Consider the following 21,458-nt stretch of genomic DNA (forward strand, 5'->3'; position numbering starts at 1 on the left):
ACTATATAATAAACGAGAATAGAGAATATTTCAATAGAAAAGAGGAAAGGCCATGAATATTTCTGACACACTCATCATAGGCGGAGGGCCTGCAGGTTTGTATGCAAGTTTCTATGCAGGGCTGCGCGGCATGAGTGTCCAGCTCATCGATCATCATTCGGAACTTGGCGGAAAACTCAATATATATCCCGAGAAGATAATCTGGGACATCGGTGGCATACCCCCTCAGCCGGCCGAGGACATCAAGCAGCAGATGATCACCCAGGCAAAGACCTTCCATCCTGAAATCCATGTATCGACTACATGCCAATCGGTCATCCGACACGCGGACCATTTCGAAACCGTCACCGACCGGGGATCCTTCTACAGCCGGACACTGATCATCGCCTCCGGACGCGGCATCTTCACTCCAGTCAGGTTGAAGATCGAAGGCGCTGAAGCATACGAACTGACGAACCTCCACTATACCGTCAAAAGGCTCGAACGCTTCAAAGACCGGAATGTGCTCATCTCAGGCGCCGGCAATACGGCGGTCGACTGGGCGGATGCACTCTCGGAAGTCGCTGCCTCGGTCACGATGGTCTACAGGAGTGAAGAAATGAAGGGGCATGAAGCGATGATCGCCTCCCTTCACCGGAAAGATAATATTCAGATGTGCGCGCAGTGTGAAATAGAGATGCTCCATCCGAACGATGCGGGTGATGCCATCGCCTCGGTCAAACTCAATAATGGCCTGTCACTCGATGTCGACGATGTCCTTGTCAGCCACGGCTATGAATCGAACTGTGAATTCCTCACTTCCCTTGAAGGCGACATCAGATACAACGACCATCAGATGATCAAGACCCATGACGTCGCGGACACACCTGTGCCCGGCATCTATGCCTGCGGCGACCAGGTAGTCTATGACGGCAAAGTCCGCCTGATCGCCGGATGCTTCACAGAGGCCGCACAGGCCGCAAACCATGCGAAGACATTCATCAAATCGGATGCCCCTGAAGACGGCATGGTCTCTTCACACAATGACATCTTCAAGGAAAAGAACAAGGCTCTGATAAGGAAAATGCACTGATCAATCAATAGACTTCTCATGTCGGGCTCTCCTCCGTCCTTCCGGCAGACCAGTCCGACATCTTTATGGCAGCGAAAGCTGCTTCTTTTTATTGTACCTCCATTGTCCTTGATGTAAGTTTGACTTGGTTGTTTTCAGCAGATATGTCACTCACCAATCCAGTATATTTGCCAGCTTTTCAGATATCTGCCTTGGCTCACTCATGCTGTCGAACTCGAATTTTTCGCCATTGATGAAGACAGTCGGAACAACCAAAATTGAACGTTCCAGCGCCTCCTTTGTAATATCGAGGCTCAAGTTCATCGTGCTCCTCTGCTCCTGGCAGCCATACTCCTGCTCCATCATCTGTTCGATTTCCCCACTGTCGAGATGCGCCCATTCCTTCTGCGTCAAGAACAGGGACTTCATGATTTCATACGCTTCATTCGGCTGGTTGTAGTCTATGAAAAGGTTCGCTATCGTTCCGTGAAGCAGCCGCACCTTCGGTTTGTCATAATGCTTGATGGTGTAGCGTACTTCCCCCGATTCGACACGCGGCATCACAGCTTCGTGCGCAGCCAGGAAGAAGTTCAGGCAATACGGACAGGCGGTGTTAAGAAAAACTTCAACATGCTTTTTGGCCCCATCCGGTCCAAAGCTTAAAGGTGGTGCATATTCCATATTCATGGTATCCCCTCCAATATATTATTTTTGCCACTCAAGTATAGAGCAAAGTGCAATCGTTGTGAAGATTCGTTCATGTTGTGCTTTGAATTATTCAAATAAAGCGTACAATCCTATTGACAGTGCCGGAAAAAGGCGGTAAAGTTTGTCTTAAATTAAATGAGATGATTCTTATCCAGAGAGGTGGAGGGACTGGCCCTTTGAAGCCTCGGCAGCAGCCCATGCGGGCCTGTGCCAATTCCAGAAGCGTAATGCTTGAAGATAAGAAGAGATGAATTTCTGCCCTCTTCTTCTATGAAGTGGGCTTTTTTGTTTCTCAGATCATCATCAAACCATTGGAGGCTTTTCATCATGAAGGATAATACACGGGGCAATCCACTTGCACTGCTCCCCCTGCTCGTTTTTGTTGCGCTGTTCATCGGTACCGGCATCATCGCCCGGGACTTCCAGGCGATGCCGATCACCGTAGCAGTCATCATCGCCATCGTTGCAGCGATGTTCATAAAACCGAAAGACCGGCTGAATGAAAAGATCGGCATCCTGACCCGGGGTGCCGGCCGGGAGAACATCATGCTGATGGTGCTCATCTTCCTGCTCGCCGGTGCATTTTCACAAGTTGCCGAGAACATGGGTGCTGTAGAATCCACAGTCAACCTTGGCCTGTCACTCCTGCCGAGCAGCCTCCTGCTGATCGGGCTGTTCATCACCTGCTGCTTCATCTCCATTTCAATGGGGACATCAACAGGCACGGTTGTGGCACTCGCCCCCATTGCGATCGGCATAGCCGGACAGACAGACCTTTCATTGGCGCTGGCACTTGCCACGGTCATCGGTGGTGCCATGTTCGGGGACAACCTGTCGGTCATCTCCGATACGACGATCGTTTCCACCCAGTCGCAGGAAGTCAAGATGTCCGATAAGTTCAAGACGAACTTCTTCATTGTACTGCCGGGCGCAATTGCGACGGTCATCATACTCTGGTTCATTTCATCCGGACAGTCGACGACCCCTGCGACGGACCTTGACTACAACCTGTTTAAAGTACTGCCCTATCTCGCCGTTCTGGTGATTGCCCTGCTCGGGGTCAATGTGTTGATCGTACTTTCCGGAGGCATTGTCTTTGCCGGGCTGGTCGGTGTGCTTGATGGTTCCTATACATTCACATCATTCGTCGCCGCTGCCGGTGAAGGCATCAGCAATATGCAGAACATCGCCATCATCGCCATTCTGATCGGTGGACTCATTGCGCTGATCCAGCATTATGGCGGCATCGACTACCTGCTCCATTTTATCACAAGCAGGATCCGTTCCCGGAAGGGTGCGGAATTCGGCATCGCCGCACTCGTCAGTGCCACAGACCTCAGCACCGCCAACAATACTATTTCCATCATCATCACCGGGCCACTGGCCAGGAACATTGCCGACGAATATGGTGTGGACAGAAGGAAATCGGCGAGTGTGCTCGACATCTTCGCCGCCGCCTTCCAGGGGCTCATCCCCTACGGGGGACAGATGCTCGCTGCTGCAGGCCTCGCCGCCATTTCACCCGTCGCCATGATTCCATATTCCATCTATCCCGCAATGCTCCTGATCTGCGGCATCATCGCGATACTCATCGGTTTCCCGAGGAGACTGAATGCGTAACGGAGGTCGCCTATTCACCATCGCAACCGAAACGATGGCAAGTTAACCTGCCAATTCACCATCGCAGCCGAAACGATGGCAAGTTAAACCGCTAATTCACCATCGCAGCCGAAACGACGGCAAGTTAAACCGCTAATTCACCATCGCAGCCGAAACGATGGCAAGCTGGACGAAAAACACTCCTCCATCAGAAATGACCTGGTCCTCTTAGGACCAGGTCATTTCTCTTTTGGTTCAAAACTATTCAGGCTGTGTCATCTCAAATGCTGTCAGGACCATCATCTTCACGCCGTCGATGAAGCTGTCTTCATCGATGCCGAACTTCGGATGGTGGTGCGGATATTCCATATCCTTCTCCTTGTTGCCTGCACCGATCCAGGCGTAGGTCGCCGGTATGATGCGGGAGAAGGCGGCGAAGTCTTCCCCGCCCATTGCGAGCGGATACTCAAATACCTTGTCCCCAAATTCCTCTGTCGCCATCTTTCTGACCCTGTCCGTCACAGCATCTTCATTCACTACAGCGGAATAGCCGTAGTTGAATGAAAAGTCATAAGTTGCCCCATACATGTCGCAGATGCCTTTGACCGCCTTTTCCATACGCTCTCTGACCATCTCCCGTGTCTCATCATTGATGGTGCGTACGCTGCCTTCCAGCATCGCGCTGTCCGGGATGATGTTCTTCGCACTGCCGGCATGGAATTTCGTCGTCGAGATAACGGCGGAATCGAGCGGTGATGCAATTCGTGAAATGATTGTCTGGAACTGGTTCAGGACCTGGCCGCCGATGACGATTGGGTCGATCGAGTTCTCGGGTTGGGAAGCATGACCGCCCCGCCCCTGGATTTTCAGGTCGAATGTGTCGGAATTCGATGTGATCGGTCCATTCGTAATGCCGATTTTGCCCGTCGGTATCGGCGTGAACAGATGCTGACCATAGATGAAGTCGAGATCATCAAAAAGTCCGGTCGCCACCATTTCCTGCGCCCCGCCCGGCGGTTCCTCCTCAGCATGCTGGAAAATCAGGTAGACTTCGCCATGAAGGTCATCGATATTCTGCACGAGCACTTTAGCAGCCCCGAGCAGGATGTCGGCATGTCCATCATGTCCGCACGCGTGCATCGCGCCGTCATTTTTAGAGACGAAATCGATGTCTGTACGCTCTTCCTGAACCGGGAGTGCATCGATGTCTGCCCGAAGACCGATTTTCCGCCCTGGCTTCGCTCCTTTGATGATGCCGAGGATGCTCGTTTCCGTCGGCTGGGAGATTTCAATATCCCCCATTTTCTCAAGCTCCGACTTTATATAGCCGCTTGTCCAGTGCTCCTGGAATGACAGTTCAGGATGCTTATGCATCGTACGGCGCCATGTGACGACTTCTTCTATTACATTCTCAATCTGTTGTTGCATGTTCATTTTCCATTCTCCTCAATTATCAAGATTCAGGCAGGTAGATCGGGCCATCGATACCGAGAGGTATGCCGATCAGGTACCATACGATGAGCAGTATCGTCCATGCGAAGAACAGGACGATCGAATACGGCAGCAGGGCCGACAGCAGTGTGCCGAGTCCCGCATTCTTATCGTAGCGCTGTGCAAATGCAAGCAGCAGAGGCAGATACGGCAGCATCGGTGTGATCGGGTTCGTGAATGAATCCCCGATGCGGTAGAGCATCTGCGTGAATGCCGGGTCATAGCCGAGCAGCATGAACATCGGCACGAATACGGGTGCCAGGATGGCCCATTTTGCCGAGGCACTGCCGATCAGCAGGTTGATGAGGCCGGCCAGCAGGATGAAGCCGATGATGAGCGGAATGCCGGAGGCGTTCACCGCCTCAAGCGCATTCGCCCCCTTGATGGCGATGATCGGCCCGAGGTTGCTCCAGCTGAAGTAGGCGAGCATCTGGGCAGCGAAGAATACGAGGACGACATAGCTTCCCATCGTACCCATCGCATCCCCGAGCATGCTGCCGAAGTCTTTCGTCGAACGGATCGTGCCCGCCTTGAGGCCATAGACGAGACCCGGAACGAAGAAGAAGATCGTCAATATGAATATGATTGAATTCATGAACGGGGAATCCTGGATGATGGAGCCCGTTTCGGCATTACGGAATATCGCATTCTCGGGCAGAAGCAGCACCATGAAGACGATGAATGTCAGGAGTGCGGAGATGTTCGCCCACCTGAGCGCCGTGACCTCTTTTTTCTCCAATGGTTCATGATCCGCCGTCTCCAGACCTTCATATGTACCAAGTCGCGGCACTGTAATCTTCATCGTCACGAAATAGACGATGATGAGCAGGAATACAGTCGCCACTGCCGTAAAGTAGTAGTTCATGAGCAGGCTGCCCGTATAGTCCGGGTCGATCAGCTGGGCAGCAGGTTCCGTGAACGCAAGTGCCAGCGCTTCAGTCATCCCCGGGATGACGTTGGCTGCGAATGCGCCAAGTGAAGCAGCATACGCCATGACCAGTCCGACGAACGGATGGTAGCCGAGCTTCATGACGACCATCGCCGCAATCGGCGGCAGGATGATCGGCGCTGCGTCACCGGCAACGTTGCCGACGATGCCGACCAGGATGATGGCAGGCAGGATGAGTTTCTGTGGAGATACTTCGATGGCCCGCTTCATGGCCGTCTCGAAGTACCCTGATTTCTCGGCCATTCCGATACCGATCATGACGACCAGCACCATGCCAAGTGGTGGAAATTCACTGAAGTTTGTAATTGCTTCCGTGAAGATGCGGATGATTCCTTCCCCATTGAGCAGGTTCACCGCCTGGATCGTTTCACCGTCTGCAGGGTTTACGGCTTCCCATTTGAGCATGCCGCCGATGAATGAGGCACCGAGAATCGTAAACATCAGGATGATGAACAGTACAATCGGATCGGGAAGTTTATTCCCCACCCTTTCGACCACATCAAGGAAACGGTTGAAGATTCCCCTTTTTTGATTGTTTTCCATATGTATACCCTTCCTCTTTTTCAAATTTCAAATAATAGTAACATTATTGCAGACAACCCGTTAAACCACAAGACCAATTTTCAGAACAATCATAAATTTACTTATGGATGACGGCATGCTAGAGTTTTCTTGAAGATATACGAATATTGATGAGGAGTGGAGATATGGATATCAACAACTTTGAACGCGCCAGAGAACTGCGTCATGAACTGCATGCGAACCCCGAACTCTCGAACGAAGAGACCTGGACGAAGCAGCATCTGATGGATTTTCTGAAGAGACATACTTCGCTTGAAATCATCAACCGCGGTACCTGGTTCTATGCCGCATACCGCAGTGGGGCTGATGGACTCAGCATTGCCTTCCGTGCAGATTTCGATGCACTCCCGATGGACGAAACCATCGATGTCCCCTGGGCTTCGAAATTCCCGGGCAAAGCACACAAATGTGGCCATGACGGCCACTCGGCGACCCTGGCAGCCTTTGCACTCGAAATCGACCAGAAAGGCTGCAGCAACAACATCTTCTTCCTTTTCCAGCCCGCTGAAGAGACCGGGGAAGGGGCAAAGCAGTGTCTTCCCCTGCTTAAGGATGAGGACATCGACAGGATGTATGGCTACCATAATATGAGCGGCATGCCATACCAGTCGATCAACATAAAAGATGGAAACCTCCAGTGTGCCTCGACAGGGATGACCATCAGAATGACGGGAAAGCCCGCCCATGCGAGCACACCGGAAGACGGCATCAATCCGTCCTATTCCATCGCACGCCTCATCAATGAAATTCCAAAGCTGGCCGAAGCAAGCCGCAGCCTCCTGCTCGCTACCATCGTCAATGTGGATATCGGCACCCGCGACTTCGGCATGGCGGCATATGAAGGGGAACTGTCGCTTACCATCCGCGCCCTTCATGAAAAGGAACTCGAGGTGCTGAAGGCGGATATCATCACCATTGCGCATGAGGAGGCGATGAATCGTGGAATGAAGGTTTCATTCGAGTATTCGGATGAATTCCCTGAAACCGTGAACGATTCGGCGATGGCCGACGAAGTGCGCTGGGCCGCTGGGGAATGCGGACTCGAGGTAAATGAACTCCAGGAAGCAATCCGCGGCTCTGAAGATTTCGGCCACTATGCCAAAGAAGTCCCTGCTGCATACTTCTATATCGGCAATGGGGAGAATCACCCACCCCTCCACACTTCAGAATATGATTTCATCGATGAGCATATAAAAACAGGGTGTAATATGTTTGAAATGTTGGCAAATGTATAATAATGATAAAGACGCCATGCGAGTACTCGCATGGCGTCCTTCTATTATTCCTTCATATAGCCCTTCCATATGAACAGGCCGATGAAGGTCAACGCCCCAGCAAACCCGTAAAGCCATATGGACAGCATTTCATTTACGAACATCAGGATCCCCCCTCTTCTGCCGGTTTCACCTCTCTGGACGCGTGGAGCACCCATGAGGCGATATTGATGGTGGCGATTCCGATGAAGGTCGCCACAGCCCCTGCCGACATCGTACTTGGGATGATCCCGCTGAAATAGAGGAACAGGTAGGAGCCCAAGCCCACGATCATCGACAGCTCAGCAGCACGTGCCGGTGCCCGCCGTTTCGCATAGACAGCCTGCAGTATCGGCCCCATCGTTCCGGCAGCGATGCCGGAGATGCCGATCCACATGACGTCACCCATATATTCAGGCGGGCGGATGACGATGAGCAATGCCAGCAGACCGATGACCGGAACGGTCATGCGACTGATCTGGAAGGCGATGCGCTGTGCTTTTTCATCGCTCACCTTGACGATTCTGCGCTTCACCAAGAACTTCAGGAAGATATCATTGGCGAACACCGTCGAAATGGATACGAAGATGCCGTCCGTCGTGGACATCGCAGCAGCCAGGATGACGACGCCGAAAAATGCGACGAAGATGGCGGGGAAGGCCCAGATGATGTAGTCGACGAGTGCCAGGTCCGCTGCAGCAACCGAATCGCCGAGTGCCGCCCGGCTGTATAGGCCTCCGAAGAGGACAAGCACACATAGGGAAGCGACGACGACGTAGGTCGCAATCATCTTGCCGAGATCCTTCTCATGCTTCAGTCCGAGCACCTTATTGAACAGGTGCGGAGCGGAAGCGAACGCCCACTGGATGGCGATGGCGCCGAATACGGCCCCAAAGGAATAGAAGTGGAAGGATTCGGGATTGAATACCCTCACGAGATTTTCATTCTGTGAAGCAAGGTTGCCTGAAATACCGGAAAATGTATCCGTGATGCTCCCGCGCCAGAATATGACGATGCCCGAGATGAATATGACGATGGCTGTGACCGCCATCAGCACGGCCTGGATGGCATCGGTATATATGTCGGCCAGGGCACCGCCTGCAAATACATAGACGACGACGATGGCTGCGATGAGAATGAGGCCGGTCGTATAGGACATGCCGAGCAGATACTCAAATATCCGTGCACCTGCAACGAACTGGGCGGCGATGTAGAATATGTTGAACAGCAGGATGAGGGCCGTCCCAACCCGCAGGATGTCACTATTATAGAAATCCCCCAGCCAATCCGGCAGGGACAGGGATTTCTGCTTCGTATTCAGCTTACGCACCTTTTTGGCGACCATGAGTACACCGATCGGTCCACCACCGATCATGGCCAGGAACAGCCAGAGGTTGGACAGCCCCCACTCATGGGACCATCCCGGATACCCGAGGAAGGTTGCTGCACTTAAATACGTTGCGGCGAATGAAAAGCCCAGTACATATGGACCAAGCTTGCCGCCGCCTGTCGCAAAATCACCGATGGTCTTCATTTTTCTTGAACTCAGATAGCCGACCGCAAGCATCAGTAGAAGGAATGCGGAAAAGCCGATCCAAGTATATAAAGTTATCTGTTCCATATGTGTCTCCTTTCCCTACCCTAGTGCCACTGCCCTGCAAGGCTTGGCCTCTTTGCGGGATGATTGTCTGCAAGATGTTTCCTTCCTTTTCCGAACATATTCTCCCTGAGCGTCTCCCCTTCATATTCCGTGCGGTAGATGCCGCGCGCCTGCAGTTCAGGTACGACAAGGTCGACGAACTCTTCAAACGTGCCCGGCGAATAGGTCTGGGCGATGTTGAATCCATCTGCGTCGCCCTCTGTGGCCCACTCTTCTATCCGGTCGGCAATCTGGGCAGGCGTACCGATGAACTTCACGGTCCCGTTGCCGAGGCCGTGGTTCTTGATTGCTTCACGCAATGTCCATTTGCGGTTCGGGTCCTTCGTATACATGTCGAGGTTCCCCTGCACCGCTTCGGTTTCGATATCCTCGATATACTGGTCCGGATCATACTGGGAGAAGTCGATGCCCGTATGGCCGGACAGGAGGGATGCCGTGCCTTCATAGCTCACGCTGTCCTGGAGTGCTTCATACTTCTCATAGGCTTCCGCCTCGGTCTCCCCGATGATCGGCAGGATCATCGGAAACACTTTGACGTCATCTCCATTCCTGCCCTGGGCCACCGTACGTTCCCTGATATCCTTCACATAGGCTGCCAGCGCTTCGAGCGAATGATTCTTCGTGAAGACCGCTTCCGCATGCTTTGCTGCGAAGTCTCTCCCCTTCGGTGAGGCACCCGCCTGGAAGAGCACTGGCGTCCTCTGGGGCGAAGGTTCCACAAGGTGGGGGCCCGGCACATTGAAGAATTCACCGCGGTGGTTGATCATGTGCACCTTATCCGGGTCGGCAAACGTGTCCTTCTCCCTGTCATATTGGACCGCATCCGCTTCCCAGCTGTCCTCCCAGAGCTTGTACACGACTTCGAGGAATTCGTCTGCACGGTTATAGCGCATCTCCTTCGGCAGACGCTGTTCGAGCCCCATATTCACCGCCTCGCTCTCAAGATATGAAGTCACGACATTCCATGCCACCCGGCCTTCCGTCAGATGATCCAGCGTCGACAGTTGGCGGGCCAATGAATAGGGCTGTGCGTATGTAGTCGAAATCGTCGGCGCGAAGCCAAGATGCTTCGTGACGGCCGCCATGGCAGGAATCACAAGTGTCGGATCATGGGCGGGAAGCTGGACTGCGTGCTTCGCTGCTGCGTCATGACTGTTGCCGTAGACGCTGTAGGTGCCGAGGACATCCGCAATGAAGAGCGCATCGAATTTACCGCGTTCCAGCGTCTTTGCTGTACCGGTCCAATAGTCCAGACGATTGTGGCGTGTCCCCTGGTCCTTTTCATGCTTCCAGAGACCCGTGGAATGGGGGGACGGTGAATTTTGGATGAATCCGTTGAGATGGATCTGTTTTTTTGACATGTTCATACCTCCGATTTTTGATAGTGAAAAGCCCCTGCTTCCTGTAGATAAGAAGAGGGGCTTTATTTATAGAATAGACCATCCCTTCTCATCTTCTAGCAAGTCGCTACTGGAATTGGCACAGTTCACATACGGTCTGTTGCCGAGGTCTCAAAGGGCCAGTCCCTCCACCTCTCTTGATAAGAATTTTCTGAATTTATTAAGTTATGTCGACTAATATATCCCATGGCTGAATCAATGTCAATACTAAATCTTATTTTTTTAGTAGGAATTAAATTTCCGTCTGTTCACAAGCATAAAAAATCAAATATCAGCCAGTATCATCTAACGTTATGTTCAGAATGAAAAGCAAAAAAGACGAACATCCTCATTATCATCGTAAAATGACAGTGAAGAATATTCGCCTTTATTAATTTCCCGGGAAATATCAATTCATCGGCACCTTTTTAAACCTGATTACGGCCAGAAGTATGAACACCAGGCTCACTGCTGCAGTGATTACCATCGGCCAAACTACATCTCCTGCAGCAATCTCCCCTGCAAGAAGACCCACATTGTTGCCGATCAGATATTGTGGCAGATATTCTGCGATATCCGGATGAATCCCCGCCATCAGCATCACGATGACGACTGCGACAACACTGAACAGCACTGCGATGAAGCTGTTCGTGAAGAGGGTTGAAGCTAACAGAATGAGGCTGATGATGAATAGACCGTATAACCACGTCATACTGAATGCCAACAAGAGATGGTCCACCGGCTCATCCCAGTAGTAGATCGTGTATGCATAGGCCACCAGTGCACTGATGACATATCCCACAGTCCAAACGAGCATGAGGAATGAAGCTTTGACCACAATCACATACGTCCGCTTCAGCCCCTTGGTCACCAGGTTCACCAGCGTGTTGCGGGTGAATTCATGCGTGAGGATGCTGCCGAAGACGATGACGAAGATCACCAGTCCCATCTGGTTCATGTTGCTGAAGAACTGCATGTAGGAATCCAGTGACGTAGATTCAGGAATGTCGACCGTAACGCCCGAGTCGTCCATGACCATGCCGAGTATATCAGGCAATATGAGCGCCGTGAACGGACTGAGTATCCCAATGATCGAAAATACGATGACGATCGCCGCAAACTTGAAGTTGCGCCACGATTCGATGAGCTCCTTTTTGAAAAGCGGCACCATCTGGCTCATGTGGTCACCTCCAGGTAAACATCCTCAAGAGATTTCCGTTCCTTCACTATTCTTTCCGGGTATACTCCATGCGCATGCAGTACACCATAGATTTCCTGCAGGGAATGGTCCTCTATGACATATGATGCCCCGCCTATGTGACGCATATCAAGTGCCGGTGAAATTTTATCATAAGATTCCTGATCAAATTCGACGACGATACCCTTTTCGCCGAGGGATTCCTTGGAAAGGTCGATCTCCTTCACGATCTTCCCCTCATACAGGATCCCGACCCTGTCGGAAATACGCTCGACGTCGGTCAGTATATGCGTGGAGAAGATGACCGTCGTCTCTTTTGTGATCTCCTTCAATATCTTCAGTATCTCCATCCGTCCCTTCGGATCGAGGGCACTCGTCGGTTCATCGCAGATCAGGAGCTTCGGCCGGTGGATTAGCGCCTGTGCAATGCCGAGTCGTTGCTTCATCCCGCGTGAATAGTTCCTGATCCGCGCCTTCTCTCCGCGGAGCCCGACCAGCTTGAGGAGTGCATCAATCCGTTCACGCTGCTCCGCCTTCCCCATCCGGGTGATGTCGGCACACAGCTTCAGATACTCCTCCGCATTCATATAAGTATAGAATTCCGGCACATCCGGCAGATAGCCGACATGACGGTTCGTCGGTGTATCCCCGAACCGAACTTTTTCACCGCAGACATATATCTCTCCACCGTCCGACTTCAACAGGCCGAGCACCATCTTCATCGTAGTCGTCTTGCCGGCACCATTGCTGCCGATGAATCCATAGATTTCATTTTCTGCAACTTCAAGGTTCAGATCCTCGATCACCGTCTTATCGTTGAACGTCTTCTTCAGCCCTTCAATCTTAAGTATTCTCATATCATCTGCGCTCCAGTACGAAGTATAGGATCGGTCCGATGATGTTCAGAACGAGCACGACGATGATCCAGACCACCTTATTCAAATACTTGAAATGCTCCTGCCTGATGATCATCACCAGCGCAGTCACCATCAATACCAGCTGCAGCAGAAGCAGTGGTATCAAGAACGGCAGATATTCCTGTACATCCATATTCATATGGCCACCCCTCCCTATCACTCTCCTCCATTATATAAAAAAACAGCCATGACAACATCAATTATTGCCATGGCTGGAAAATATATTTACTTGTCGCCACTGAGTTTCACAAGAATTTTGGACTGGCTCTTGTCATTCAGCAGGGCCTCAAATCCCTTGTCGACGATTTCGTTCAATTCGATGTGGTCGGTGATGACCGGGAATGGATCGATCTGTCCACTTTCCATCATCTTGACCGTCGCCTCAAAAATGTCCGGCTCGTAGGCCAGAGTGGATGCGATACGTACACCGCTTGCGGTGAGGGACATCGGATTGAATTCAATCGGCTTTTCGAAGATGGAGACGAGCGTCACCATGCCGCGCGCACGTGTCGCCTGGATGGACTGGTCGACTGTCACACCGACACCAGCCACTTCGAATGTCCGGTCAACACCGTCGGGATAGTACTCATGAATATAATCGATCGGATCTTCATTGCCGGAATTGACCACATGTGTCGCGCCGACTTCCTTCGCCTTCTTAAGACGTTCATCGCTGAGGTCGAATGCAAAGATGTCCTTTGCACCCGCAGCCCGGGCGGCAATGATCGTCAGCAGTCCGATTGGACCCGCTCCGAATACTGCAACTGAGTCGCTGAACTGCATTTCGGATTCTCGGATTGCCTGAAGGGCAACAGCTGTCGGTTCGACAAGTGCACCGAGTTCGAGGGAAGTGTCATCTTCAAGTTTCACTATATTTTTCCTGTCTACAACAACATAGTCGGCAAATCCGCCGTCACTGCCGAGACCCACGAAAGTGAACCCCTTGTACATGTCGACCAGCGGTTCATCATGCACTTCCTGGGTGATGAGCGGATTGATCGTCACCTTGTCTCCAGCCTTAAGGCCTTCAACACCTGCACCGACTTCCTCCACAGTACCTGAAAACTCATGGCCCATGGTCAGCGGTGCCTTTCTGCCGGTCATCGGAGATGCTTCCCCTTTCGGGATGAAGATGGGACCAGCGTTATACTCATGGAGATCACTGCCACAAATGCCGGCCCAGGCAACTTTGACCTTAACTTTACCTTCACTGATTTCCGGTGTTTCAACGTCTTCTACGCGAATATCCTTTGCATCGTGAAATACTGCTGCACGCATATAAAGCCCTCCTATTTGTTATATCTTTCACAATCATTATACACCCATCCGTCTGATAATGTAAATGATTATGTAGTTGCCCGCCCCGTTTTCCATAATAAATTGCCTATTTATGATGGGTCGGCCATATTTATCTCGAATTCGAAGTATATCATATAATTACCTCGAATTCGAGATAAACATTAAAAAGATGATGCATATCGTAAATAAGAAACGAGTCACTTTTACTAGGCTCTTATTCGATATGCACCCTTTTACTTGAATTATCTACCCAGCCATTCTTTCGCCTTCATCGCAGCTTCCTGAGGTAGACTGTGTCCATTCACCCAGGTGGTGGTCACATCGGCTCCGCGTGATTCGAACAGCTCGATGACGCGCTTGCTTTCCTCTTCTGGTGCCATCGGATCATTCCTGCCCATGGAGAGGAATACTTCCGCACCACTGAGGTCCTTATCATGGTCGATTGTAACAGGATAGAGCGGTGCAAAAAGAATCGCCTTCCTGTAGTCGGTATCTTCCCTCAGCATCATGTTGATGGCGATGTTCGAACCGTTGGAGAATCCGACGAAGATTACGTCACGGACATCGAATCCATAGTCTTCGGATGATTCAACGATGAAGTCATGCAGTTCCTTGCCACGGAAATTGAGGTCTTCCACATCATACTGTCCTTCCCCGTGCCGCTTGAAGTAGCGGTTCATGCCATTTTCGGAAACATTGCCCCTCACACTGAGAACGTTATACTCCGGGTTGAGCATCCCTGCGAGCGGCAGGAGGTCATGCTCCGTACCGCCGGTGCCGTGCAGCAGTACGAATACCGGTGCACCTTTTTTATTTTCATTATATATATGCTTCATTGATAACACTCCTTAATTCTATTTCGAACGCTTCGTATCGAATGGACGAACCTGATTTTCGATATACTCGCGCCGCTCCTCGAGGAAAGGCGGCAATGCGAGGCTTTCGCCGAGCGTTTCATACGGTTCGTCATCCATGAACCCTGGGCCGTCGGTGGACAGTTCAATCAGGATGTGTCCTACCCGCGTATATAGCGCCTCAAAGTAGAAGCGGTCCACATTGCCGGAATGACGCATGCCGATTTCGTTATACTTATCTTCCCATTTTTTGATCACTTCATGGTCCGCCACCCTGAACGATACATGGTGCACTTCACCATAACCCTGCATCGCAGATTCAGACTCGTCCTTCCTCAGGATGACCTGACCGCCGTTGCCACCTTCACCAACGTCGAGAAGGGCCACGTCCGGCTCTTCCACAACCGGCTTCATGCCATAGACATCCGTCAGCACCTTCTTGAAATCCTCGAAGTAACTGATGTGGATCTCAATCGGTCCGAGGCCGTATATCGCCTTGTCCTCAGGTACAGGTCCATTCTTCCATGGAATTCCGGGTGCGACCCCTTCATTCTTTTCATCGGAAATCAGCTGGTACTTCTGTCCATCAGACTCCTCGAACGGCAGCACCTTCTTGCCGAAGAGCTCCTGAACGCCGTCATGCTTCACCCCGAATTCATCGAAGCGATCCCTGTAGTATTCGATCGCCGCATCATCCGGCACCCTGAATGCCGTTCTATAGATGGAGTTCGACCCAGGCGATCCTTTCGGGTTGTTCGGGAAGTCAAAGAATGTCATATCCGTTCCCGGCGAACCGACATCATCCGCAAAAAATGTGTGGTACGTGTGTATGTCATCCTGGTTCACCGTCTTCTTCACAAGACGCATGCCCAAAACATCTGTAAAGAACTCATAATTTCTCACCGCGTCATCCGTCATTGCTGTGACATGGTGTATGCCGAGCAGTCCTTCGTTTTTCATAATAGAATCCCTCCAAGAGTTGATACGTATATAATATCTCGAATTCGAGATATTATCAAGATGTCTGCTTATATATCCTACCCAGGTAGGGAGGCAAGTAAAATCAAACTCCCCTCAAAGTCCAACCTTGAGGGGAGTCCATTCTTGTATATGATCATTTGAAAGATGCAGAGACCTCATCGGCCTTAAGTGAGATGCCATATTGATGCAGGGCTTCGGCCAGCCAGACGACCGCTTTGAGCGGGTTGCCGAGTACGGCCGCACCCTGCCCCTCATCAATCTTCTCGCCGTTCTTGAAGACTTCCATCTTCACTTCAGGGAGATCGAAATCCTGGGGCGCAACTTTCCGGCTGTCGATGATGGCACCGGCGGATCACATCCCCATCCTTCAGATATCTTCCGTTGCCTTCCTGATCTTCAACCAACATGTCGATCTTATCCTGACCCGGCATCGCAAGGCTCGTCACTTTGCCGAGGAGCTCAGGTGTCAGATTCATTGCGACACCGCCGGTCGTTCCAGTCATGACGAGGTCGCCTCTTGAGAGATCCATGATGCCGGCAAGCTCCACCAGCGTCTCTGCAGGCTTGAACAGAAGCTGGTCCGTGTTTGCGGACTGGCGCAGGTCATCGTTGACCCATAGATCAAGTTCCAGCTCATGGATGAGTGGCATTTCCTCCTCATCAAGCAGATACAGGTATGGACCTGTCGGACAGAATGTACGATAGCTCTTACCCTTCAGCCACTGGCCCTGAGGCAGTTGTATGTCACGTGCCGATATGTCATTGGTGATGACAAGCCCCGCCACATACCCATGCAGGTTGTCTTCATTTATATCCGAATGCTCTGTAACCTCCGCACCGAAAAGTATTTTCATTAAAAATAAAAAAGCTCGGACCGTAGTCCAAGCCTTCAATATATCTACCACTTCGTAGAGATTGTATTGTAAGAAATTTTTATGATCATCTCTTTACCCACAGCTCTTCAAGCTCTTCCAACGTTTTCCCTTTCGTTTCAGGAACGAACTTCCATACGAAGAGACCTGAAAGGACACACATCAGAGCATAGAAGCCGTATGTCATGGCTCCGCTTATTTCCATCATGAAAGGATAGAAGGAAGTGATTGTGAAGTTCGCCAGCCACTGCACCGCTACCGCTATGGCCATCGCACTGCTCCGGACCCTGTTCGGGAATATCTCGGAAAGGAGCACCCAGGCAATCGGTCCCCAACTCATCATGAATGAGGCTGTGTAGATGACGATGAATACAAGGGTTGAAATGCCGATGATGCCGAAACCTGCAAGCGTACTTACACCCATCATGCCCACTGCCATACCAGTTGAACCTATGATGAGCAGCGGCTTACGGCCGAACTTATCTACATACATGATGGCAACGAGTGTGAATATGACATTCACAAGCCCCATCACAACTGTCTGTACCATCGATGCGTTTGCACCTGCACCGAGATCTGCAAATATACGTGGTGCATAGTACAGTGCCACATTTATGCCGATGAACTGCTGGAAGAAGGAGATCAAGATGCCGATGATGATGACCTTCTTGCCGAAAGTGAATAGCGGCGTCTTCTGCTCGCTCTGTCCATCTTTCGTTGATTTGATGTTCGCCAGAATCTTTTTGGCATGGGATGGTGAGCGGTAGATTCTGTTCAGCACCGTCAAAGCCTTGTCTTCTTCATCGTTCAATGTCAGATGGCGCGGGGTTTCAGGTACCATGAACAGCAAGAGGAAGAAGACCAATGCCGGCACTGCTTCTGATGCGAACATGTATCTCCAGCCCATATCGTCGATCCATAAGTCCGACTGTCCGAATGTAATGGCATAGTTGACGAAGTAGACGACGAGCATCCCGAATATGATGGCGAACTGGTTCCATGAAACCAGACGACCCCTGATGCCCGAAGGTGCCATCTCACTTATGAACATCGGAGAAACGGCTGAGGCAAGTCCGACCCCGATCCCCCCTATAATACGATAGATGTTGAACATGATGAGCAGGGCGAGACCCGACTCTCCGACCTCAAAGAAAATAAGTTCAGGATAGGCGGAAAGAAATGCAGAAACCATCAGCAGCAGTGCTGCCAACTGCAGTGATCTCTTACGTCCGAAAGCTGCAGCAATCCGACCGGACAACAGCCCGCCGATTACACAACCGATGAGGGCACTGGAGACCGTCACCCCATGGATGAACGAATTGTAATCCGCAGTTATGTACTTCTGAAGCGATTGTTCAGCCCCGGAAATGACTGCGGTATCGTAACCGAATAATAACCCACCCAGTGTTGCAATCAGAGTGATTGCAACGATGAAACCTCTGTTATAGTGTTGCGCCATAATATGAAAACCCCTTTATCTTGAACCTATACTTAAAAAGTGGAGACGCATGAACATCTCCAGCCTTCTTCATGCCTAAGCCTAATTTTCGCTGTATCTGAAATATTTGAAGTCGGCATGCTTTCCTCTGCCGCTTGTATCCTGGCACTGCATCCCTACAAAGGCGCCTGTAAAGAACCCCCCGCCTTCAACATAATCGTCAGACAGTTTACGACTTTCAAAAGTCACCCCTATGTCCATCCACGATTCTCCATCAAATGAATAAGAATAGTTATAGTGATGTCCATCAACTTTTACTTTCAGGTAGATGTATTCTACACTTTCGGGCACTTCGACAGGATGTTCCAGATGTGCTGAAAAACTAAAATTATCGCAGGAAGTCAATTCCAGCACCCTCCCCTTCTCTTCATCGAAAGAGACCTGAAGGGCCGTCCAGTTTTCTGTATTATAATAGTTGACCAGACCAGCTGCCTGCTGGAAAGTTTCAGGAATATACTTGAGTGCCGTTTCAGCTTCGAAGTCCAGGCTTTGCCACCTTCTTGCAACAAATGATTGGGTGAAGAGGGAGGTCAGTGATTCCCGGCCATACAACCTAAGGTGATCGGGACTTTCCTTAAGAGAGCCGATTGTGTCGTTAAACGGTATTCTGAGAGTCTGGAAATTGATGTTCAGTCCATCCTCTTCAAAAGTTTCCAATTCCTTATACGTAGAGGACACAGGATACGGCGGCAAGTCGGGTGCTTCTACTAGCAGGCTACCTGCCTTGCTGCCGATTACATACGGCCATCCGTCGCGCCACTCCAGACGCTGAAGTGCGGTTTCTCTGCCGAGCGGACAGTATCCTCGATTGTGATAGATGGATTCCGACTCCACCATTAACGGACGCCCCGTGAGATGCGCTATGTACCACTCGCCATTCTGTGTCTCGACGATGGAGGCATGCCCCGCCTTCTGCAGTGGGTTGGAGGGATCGTGCCAAGAGCTGAGCAGTGGATTGTCGGGATGGAGCTCATAAGGTCCCCGCAAGTTTTTTGAACGTGCCAGGGTGGCCGCATGTTCATATCTCGTTCCGCCTTCGGCAGTAAGAAGATAGTAGTAGCCGTCTATTTTATAAATATGCGGCGCCTCAGTCAGTTTTATTTCCGTCCCCTCGAAAATAATCTCCGGCTTTCCTACGAGTTCCTTGCCTTCCGGAGAATATTCCTGGAGGACGATCCCCCGGAAAGGATGATGGCCGACCCGGTGGTTCCATACCATATTCACCAGATACTTCTTCCCATCTTCATCATGGAACAGCGAAGGGTCAAACCCTGAACTGTTCAGGAAGATGGGTTCACTCCATTCTCCATCTACAGCGTCTGCAGTCACCAAATAGTTGTGGCAATCCTTCCATTGGCCATTGACCACCTTTACATCTGTATAGATGAGCCAAAATTGACCATCACTGTAGGAGAGGCATGGGGCCCACACGCCACCGGAGTTTGGATTGCCCTTCATGTCAAGCTGGGATACCCGGTTAAGCGGATGGGAAACCAGCTCCCAGTTCACCAAATCTCTCGAGTGATGGATCTGGACTCCCGGGAACCATTCAAATGTGGAGACAGCTATATAGTAGTCGTCGCCCACCCTCAATATACTCGGATCTGGGTTGAACCCTTTAAGTATCGGATTTTCTATTTTCATGATCATGCACTCCCGTCGATATTATTTGTACACCATCAGGTCATGATTCAACTTTCGTGTTGCAGGATAGACCTGTTTATATAGCTCGTATACTTTCTCATACTGCTCCACTTCGACTTTTGAAGGTTTGAAGCTTTCCGCCTCCTCCGTGAAGGTTTCCGCACACGCTTTCAAAGAATCGAACCAGCCTGAACCGACTGCGGCAATCATCGCCGCCCCCATCGCCGGACCTTGCTCGGTCTTCAATTTCACTATCTCTGCATTGAAGACATCCGCCTGGATCTGCAGCCATTCTGCATTTTTAGCCCCACCACCTATGGAGATGATGCGGTCGATCTGCTTTCCATGATTCCTGATGATTTCCAGGGATTCCTTTAATGAGAAGGTGATGCCTTCCACCACTGCACGCATGAAATGATCACGTGTGTGCGATGTATCTATGCCGTTGAACCCGCCGCGGATACTGCTGTCGATATGCGGCGTCCGCTCACCGGATATATATGGGGTGAAGAGCAGTCCATTGGCACCAGCCGGAACTCCCCTAATGCCTGCAAGCAACTCTTCAAAGCCCGTGTCTGGTGCAAAGGTGTTCTTGAACCAGGAAAGGCTGTCCCCTGCAGCGAGTGTCACTCCCATCGTATAGAAGGCTCCCGGCGCCCCATGGTTGAAATAATGGATGGCGCCGCCGAAGTCTTTATCTCCGGTCGATTCATAGGAGAGTACTACACCGGAAGTCCCGATGCTGCAGAGTGCATCACCTTCGGCTAGTATGCCTGCCCCGATGGCACCGCATGCATTATCCGCTCCGCCCGCGAACACTTTCACTTTTTCTGACAACCCTGTCGCTTCCACTGTTTCCGTATTCAAATGACCAGTCTGGGCTGTTGATTCCACGAGTGGTGGGCAGAGGGAGAAGTCGAGGCCAAGCGCCTCGCAGAGTTCCCGACTCCACTCCCTGTGTTGCACATCCAGCAGCAATGTTCCGGCAGCATCCGAATATTCCATGTTCAGCTCACCTGTGAGCCTATATCTCAAGTAGTCTTTCGGTAATAGGAAACGATATGCTTTCTCCAGCATCTCAGGTTCGTGCTTCTTCACCCATAACAGCTTTGGAAGCGTAAAGCCTTCCAGAGCTGTATTTTTTGTGATGCCAACCAATCTGTCGCTTCCGATAGTCTGTAGAATTTCTTCACATTCCCTGGTCGTCCGGGTATCATTCCACAGAATCGCATTCCTCAATGCCATTCCGGATTCCCCTACAAGCACCAGCCCATGCATCTGACCGGAGAAACTCAATGCTTCAATCTCTTCAGTGCCTGTGTCGCCTATTTCCTTGAGCGCCAGCAGCGTCTTCTCAACCCACTCTTCAGGGTCCTGTTCACTGTATCCTGGTTTTTCATGAAATATATTGAGCGGTTGGACAGACTCTTTTACGACTGCCCCCGCTTCATCAACCATGATTACCTTGATTGAACTTGTGCCAAGGTCAACACCCAGTACATGCGCCATCTTGAATACCTTCT

19 protein-coding genes and 2 riboswitches are annotated in these 21,458 nt (G+C 51.0%); of the genes, 3 read left to right on the forward strand and 16 right to left on the reverse strand.

Annotated elements, in window-relative coordinates:
- Nucleotides 1–52: 52 nt before the first annotated feature.
- Entirely contained in the window at nt 53–1,072 is a 1,020-nt protein-coding gene (locus EDC33_RS07885; protein ID WP_188358194.1) for an NAD(P)/FAD-dependent oxidoreductase, read from the forward strand.
- A 150-nt stretch (nt 1,073–1,222) separates the two neighbouring features.
- Here EDC33_RS07885 and EDC33_RS07890 read toward each other — a convergent pair whose 3' ends face one another.
- Nucleotides 1,223–1,738: a thioredoxin domain-containing protein gene (locus EDC33_RS07890; RefSeq protein WP_124010763.1), complete on the reverse strand. Its 516-nt coding sequence runs from the start codon at nt 1,736–1,738 to the stop codon at nt 1,223–1,225.
- Nucleotides 1,739–1,903: 165 nt separating this feature from the next.
- Nucleotides 1,904–2,003: riboswitch (SAM riboswitch) on the forward strand.
- An 83-nt stretch (nt 2,004–2,086) separates the two neighbouring features.
- Between EDC33_RS07890 and EDC33_RS07895 the strand changes: the two genes are divergently transcribed.
- The gene (locus tag EDC33_RS07895; protein ID WP_170156383.1) at nt 2,087–3,379 is read left to right on the forward strand and encodes a Na+/H+ antiporter NhaC family protein; all 1,293 of its coding nucleotides are present in this window, start codon (nt 2,087–2,089) and stop codon (nt 3,377–3,379) included.
- A 240-nt stretch (nt 3,380–3,619) separates the two neighbouring features.
- Here the strand turns inward: EDC33_RS07895 and EDC33_RS07900 are convergent, their stop codons facing one another.
- Together EDC33_RS07900 and EDC33_RS07905 are read right to left on the reverse strand one after the other, a co-directional pair.
- Complete coding sequence (locus EDC33_RS07900; RefSeq protein WP_124010764.1) at nt 3,620–4,792, reverse strand: amidohydrolase; 1,173 nt, start codon at nt 4,790–4,792, stop codon at nt 3,620–3,622.
- Nucleotides 4,793–4,811: 19 nt separating this feature from the next.
- Nucleotides 4,812–6,341, reverse strand: coding sequence for an AbgT family transporter (locus EDC33_RS07905; RefSeq protein ID WP_124010765.1), 1,530 nt, complete (start codon nt 6,339–6,341; stop codon nt 4,812–4,814).
- A 164-nt stretch (nt 6,342–6,505) separates the two neighbouring features.
- Between EDC33_RS07905 and EDC33_RS07910 the strand changes: the two genes are divergently transcribed.
- Entirely contained in the window at nt 6,506–7,615 is a 1,110-nt protein-coding gene (locus tag EDC33_RS07910; protein ID WP_124010766.1) for a M20 metallopeptidase family protein, read from the forward strand.
- Nucleotides 7,616–7,757: 142 nt separating this feature from the next.
- Here EDC33_RS07910 and EDC33_RS07915 read toward each other — a convergent pair whose 3' ends face one another.
- The 13 genes from EDC33_RS07915 to xylB form a co-directional block, all read right to left on the reverse strand.
- Entirely contained in the window at nt 7,758–9,254 is a 1,497-nt protein-coding gene (locus tag EDC33_RS07915; RefSeq protein ID WP_124010767.1) for a sodium:solute symporter family transporter, read from the reverse strand.
- A 20-nt stretch (nt 9,255–9,274) separates the two neighbouring features.
- On the reverse strand, nt 9,275–10,654 hold the full coding sequence (locus tag EDC33_RS07920; RefSeq protein ID WP_124010768.1) for an LLM class flavin-dependent oxidoreductase: 1,380 nt from the start codon (nt 10,652–10,654) through the stop codon (nt 9,275–9,277).
- Between the two features lie 85 nt (nt 10,655–10,739).
- Nucleotides 10,740–10,840, reverse strand: a riboswitch (SAM riboswitch).
- Between the two features lie 241 nt (nt 10,841–11,081).
- On the reverse strand, nt 11,082–11,852 hold the full coding sequence (locus EDC33_RS07925) for an ABC transporter permease (RefSeq protein ID WP_124010769.1): 771 nt from the start codon (nt 11,850–11,852) through the stop codon (nt 11,082–11,084).
- On the reverse strand, nt 11,849–12,727 hold the full coding sequence (locus EDC33_RS07930; protein WP_124010770.1) for an ABC transporter ATP-binding protein: 879 nt from the start codon (nt 12,725–12,727) through the stop codon (nt 11,849–11,851). Before EDC33_RS07930 ends, EDC33_RS07925 begins: the two co-directional genes overlap by 4 nt.
- Before the next feature lies 1 nt (nt 12,728).
- Nucleotides 12,729–12,926 carry a PLDc N-terminal domain-containing protein gene (locus EDC33_RS07935; RefSeq protein ID WP_124010771.1) on the reverse strand — a complete coding sequence of 66 codons (198 nt, stop codon included), beginning with the start codon at nt 12,924–12,926 and terminating at the stop codon, nt 12,729–12,731.
- Between the two features lie 86 nt (nt 12,927–13,012).
- Nucleotides 13,013–14,065, reverse strand: a complete 1,053-nt coding sequence (locus EDC33_RS07940; protein ID WP_031545578.1) for a 2,3-butanediol dehydrogenase — start codon at nt 14,063–14,065, stop codon at nt 13,013–13,015.
- 263 nt (nt 14,066–14,328) lie between these two features.
- Nucleotides 14,329–14,922, reverse strand: coding sequence for an alpha/beta hydrolase (locus EDC33_RS07945; RefSeq protein WP_124010772.1), 594 nt, complete (start codon nt 14,920–14,922; stop codon nt 14,329–14,331).
- An 18-nt stretch (nt 14,923–14,940) separates the two neighbouring features.
- Nucleotides 14,941–15,900, reverse strand: a complete 960-nt coding sequence (gene mhqE, locus EDC33_RS07950) for a ring-cleaving dioxygenase MhqE (protein WP_124010773.1) — start codon at nt 15,898–15,900, stop codon at nt 14,941–14,943.
- A gap of 154 nt (nt 15,901–16,054) precedes the next feature.
- Complete coding sequence (locus tag EDC33_RS07955) at nt 16,055–16,213, reverse strand: hypothetical protein (protein ID WP_188358192.1); 159 nt, start codon at nt 16,211–16,213, stop codon at nt 16,055–16,057.
- A gap of 1 nt (nt 16,214) precedes the next feature.
- Nucleotides 16,215–16,775 (reverse strand): fumarylacetoacetate hydrolase family protein, encoded by a 561-nt coding sequence (locus EDC33_RS07960; RefSeq protein ID WP_124010774.1) that lies wholly within the window; start codon nt 16,773–16,775, stop codon nt 16,215–16,217.
- Between the two features lie 85 nt (nt 16,776–16,860).
- Complete coding sequence (gene xylE / locus EDC33_RS07965; RefSeq protein WP_124010775.1) at nt 16,861–18,252, reverse strand: D-xylose transporter XylE; 1,392 nt, start codon at nt 18,250–18,252, stop codon at nt 16,861–16,863.
- Nucleotides 18,253–18,333: 81 nt separating this feature from the next.
- Nucleotides 18,334–19,935, reverse strand: a complete 1,602-nt coding sequence (locus tag EDC33_RS07970; protein WP_124010776.1) for a glycoside hydrolase family 43 protein — start codon at nt 19,933–19,935, stop codon at nt 18,334–18,336.
- 21 nt (nt 19,936–19,956) lie between these two features.
- Nucleotides 19,957–21,444 (reverse strand): xylulokinase, encoded by a 1,488-nt coding sequence (gene xylB, locus EDC33_RS07975; RefSeq protein WP_124010777.1) that lies wholly within the window; start codon nt 21,442–21,444, stop codon nt 19,957–19,959.
- Between the last annotated feature and the right edge of the window lie 14 nt (nt 21,445–21,458).

Source organism: Salinicoccus roseus, from assembly GCF_003814515.1.
Taxonomy (GTDB): domain Bacteria; phylum Bacillota; class Bacilli; order Staphylococcales; family Salinicoccaceae; genus Salinicoccus; species Salinicoccus roseus.

Excerpts from the sequence above, each read along its gene's own strand:
- EDC33_RS07895 (WP_170156383.1), top strand. The coding sequence starts at position 2,087 with ATGAAGGATAATACACGGGGCAATCCACTTGCACTGCTCCCCCTGCTC.
- EDC33_RS07905 (WP_124010765.1), bottom strand. The coding sequence starts at position 6,341 with ATGGAAAACAATCAAAAAAGGGGAATCTTCAACCGTTTCCTTGATGTG.
- EDC33_RS07925 (WP_124010769.1), bottom strand. The coding sequence starts at position 11,852 with ATGAGCCAGATGGTGCCGCTTTTCAAAAAGGAGCTCATCGAATCGTGG.
- EDC33_RS07970 (WP_124010776.1), bottom strand. The coding sequence starts at position 19,935 with ATGAAAATAGAAAATCCGATACTTAAAGGGTTCAACCCAGATCCGAGT.
- EDC33_RS07890 (WP_124010763.1), bottom strand. The coding sequence starts at position 1,738 with ATGAATATGGAATATGCACCACCTTTAAGCTTTGGACCGGATGGGGCC.
- EDC33_RS07945 (WP_124010772.1), bottom strand. The coding sequence starts at position 14,922 with ATGAAGCATATATATAATGAAAATAAAAAAGGTGCACCGGTATTCGTA.
- EDC33_RS07960 (WP_124010774.1), bottom strand. The coding sequence starts at position 16,775 with ATGAAAATACTTTTCGGTGCGGAGGTTACAGAGCATTCGGATATAAAT.
- EDC33_RS07900 (WP_124010764.1), bottom strand. The coding sequence starts at position 4,792 with ATGAACATGCAACAACAGATTGAGAATGTAATAGAAGAAGTCGTCACA.
- EDC33_RS07915 (WP_124010767.1), bottom strand. The coding sequence starts at position 9,254 with ATGGAACAGATAACTTTATATACTTGGATCGGCTTTTCCGCATTCCTT.
- EDC33_RS07940 (WP_031545578.1), bottom strand. The coding sequence starts at position 14,065 with ATGCGTGCAGCAGTATTTCACGATGCAAAGGATATTCGCGTAGAAGAC.
- EDC33_RS07920 (WP_124010768.1), bottom strand. The coding sequence starts at position 10,654 with ATGTCAAAAAAACAGATCCATCTCAACGGATTCATCCAAAATTCACCG.
- xylB (WP_124010777.1), bottom strand. The coding sequence starts at position 21,444 with ATGGCGCATGTACTGGGTGTTGACCTTGGCACAAGTTCAATCAAGGTA.
- xylE (WP_124010775.1), bottom strand. The coding sequence starts at position 18,252 with ATGGCGCAACACTATAACAGAGGTTTCATCGTTGCAATCACTCTGATT.
- EDC33_RS07910 (WP_124010766.1), top strand. The coding sequence starts at position 6,506 with ATGGATATCAACAACTTTGAACGCGCCAGAGAACTGCGTCATGAACTG.
- mhqE (WP_124010773.1), bottom strand. The coding sequence starts at position 15,900 with ATGAAAAACGAAGGACTGCTCGGCATACACCATGTCACAGCAATGACG.
- EDC33_RS07885 (WP_188358194.1), top strand. The coding sequence starts at position 53 with ATGAATATTTCTGACACACTCATCATAGGCGGAGGGCCTGCAGGTTTG.
- EDC33_RS07930 (WP_124010770.1), bottom strand. The coding sequence starts at position 12,727 with ATGAGAATACTTAAGATTGAAGGGCTGAAGAAGACGTTCAACGATAAG.
- EDC33_RS07935 (WP_124010771.1), bottom strand. The coding sequence starts at position 12,926 with ATGAATATGGATGTACAGGAATATCTGCCGTTCTTGATACCACTGCTT.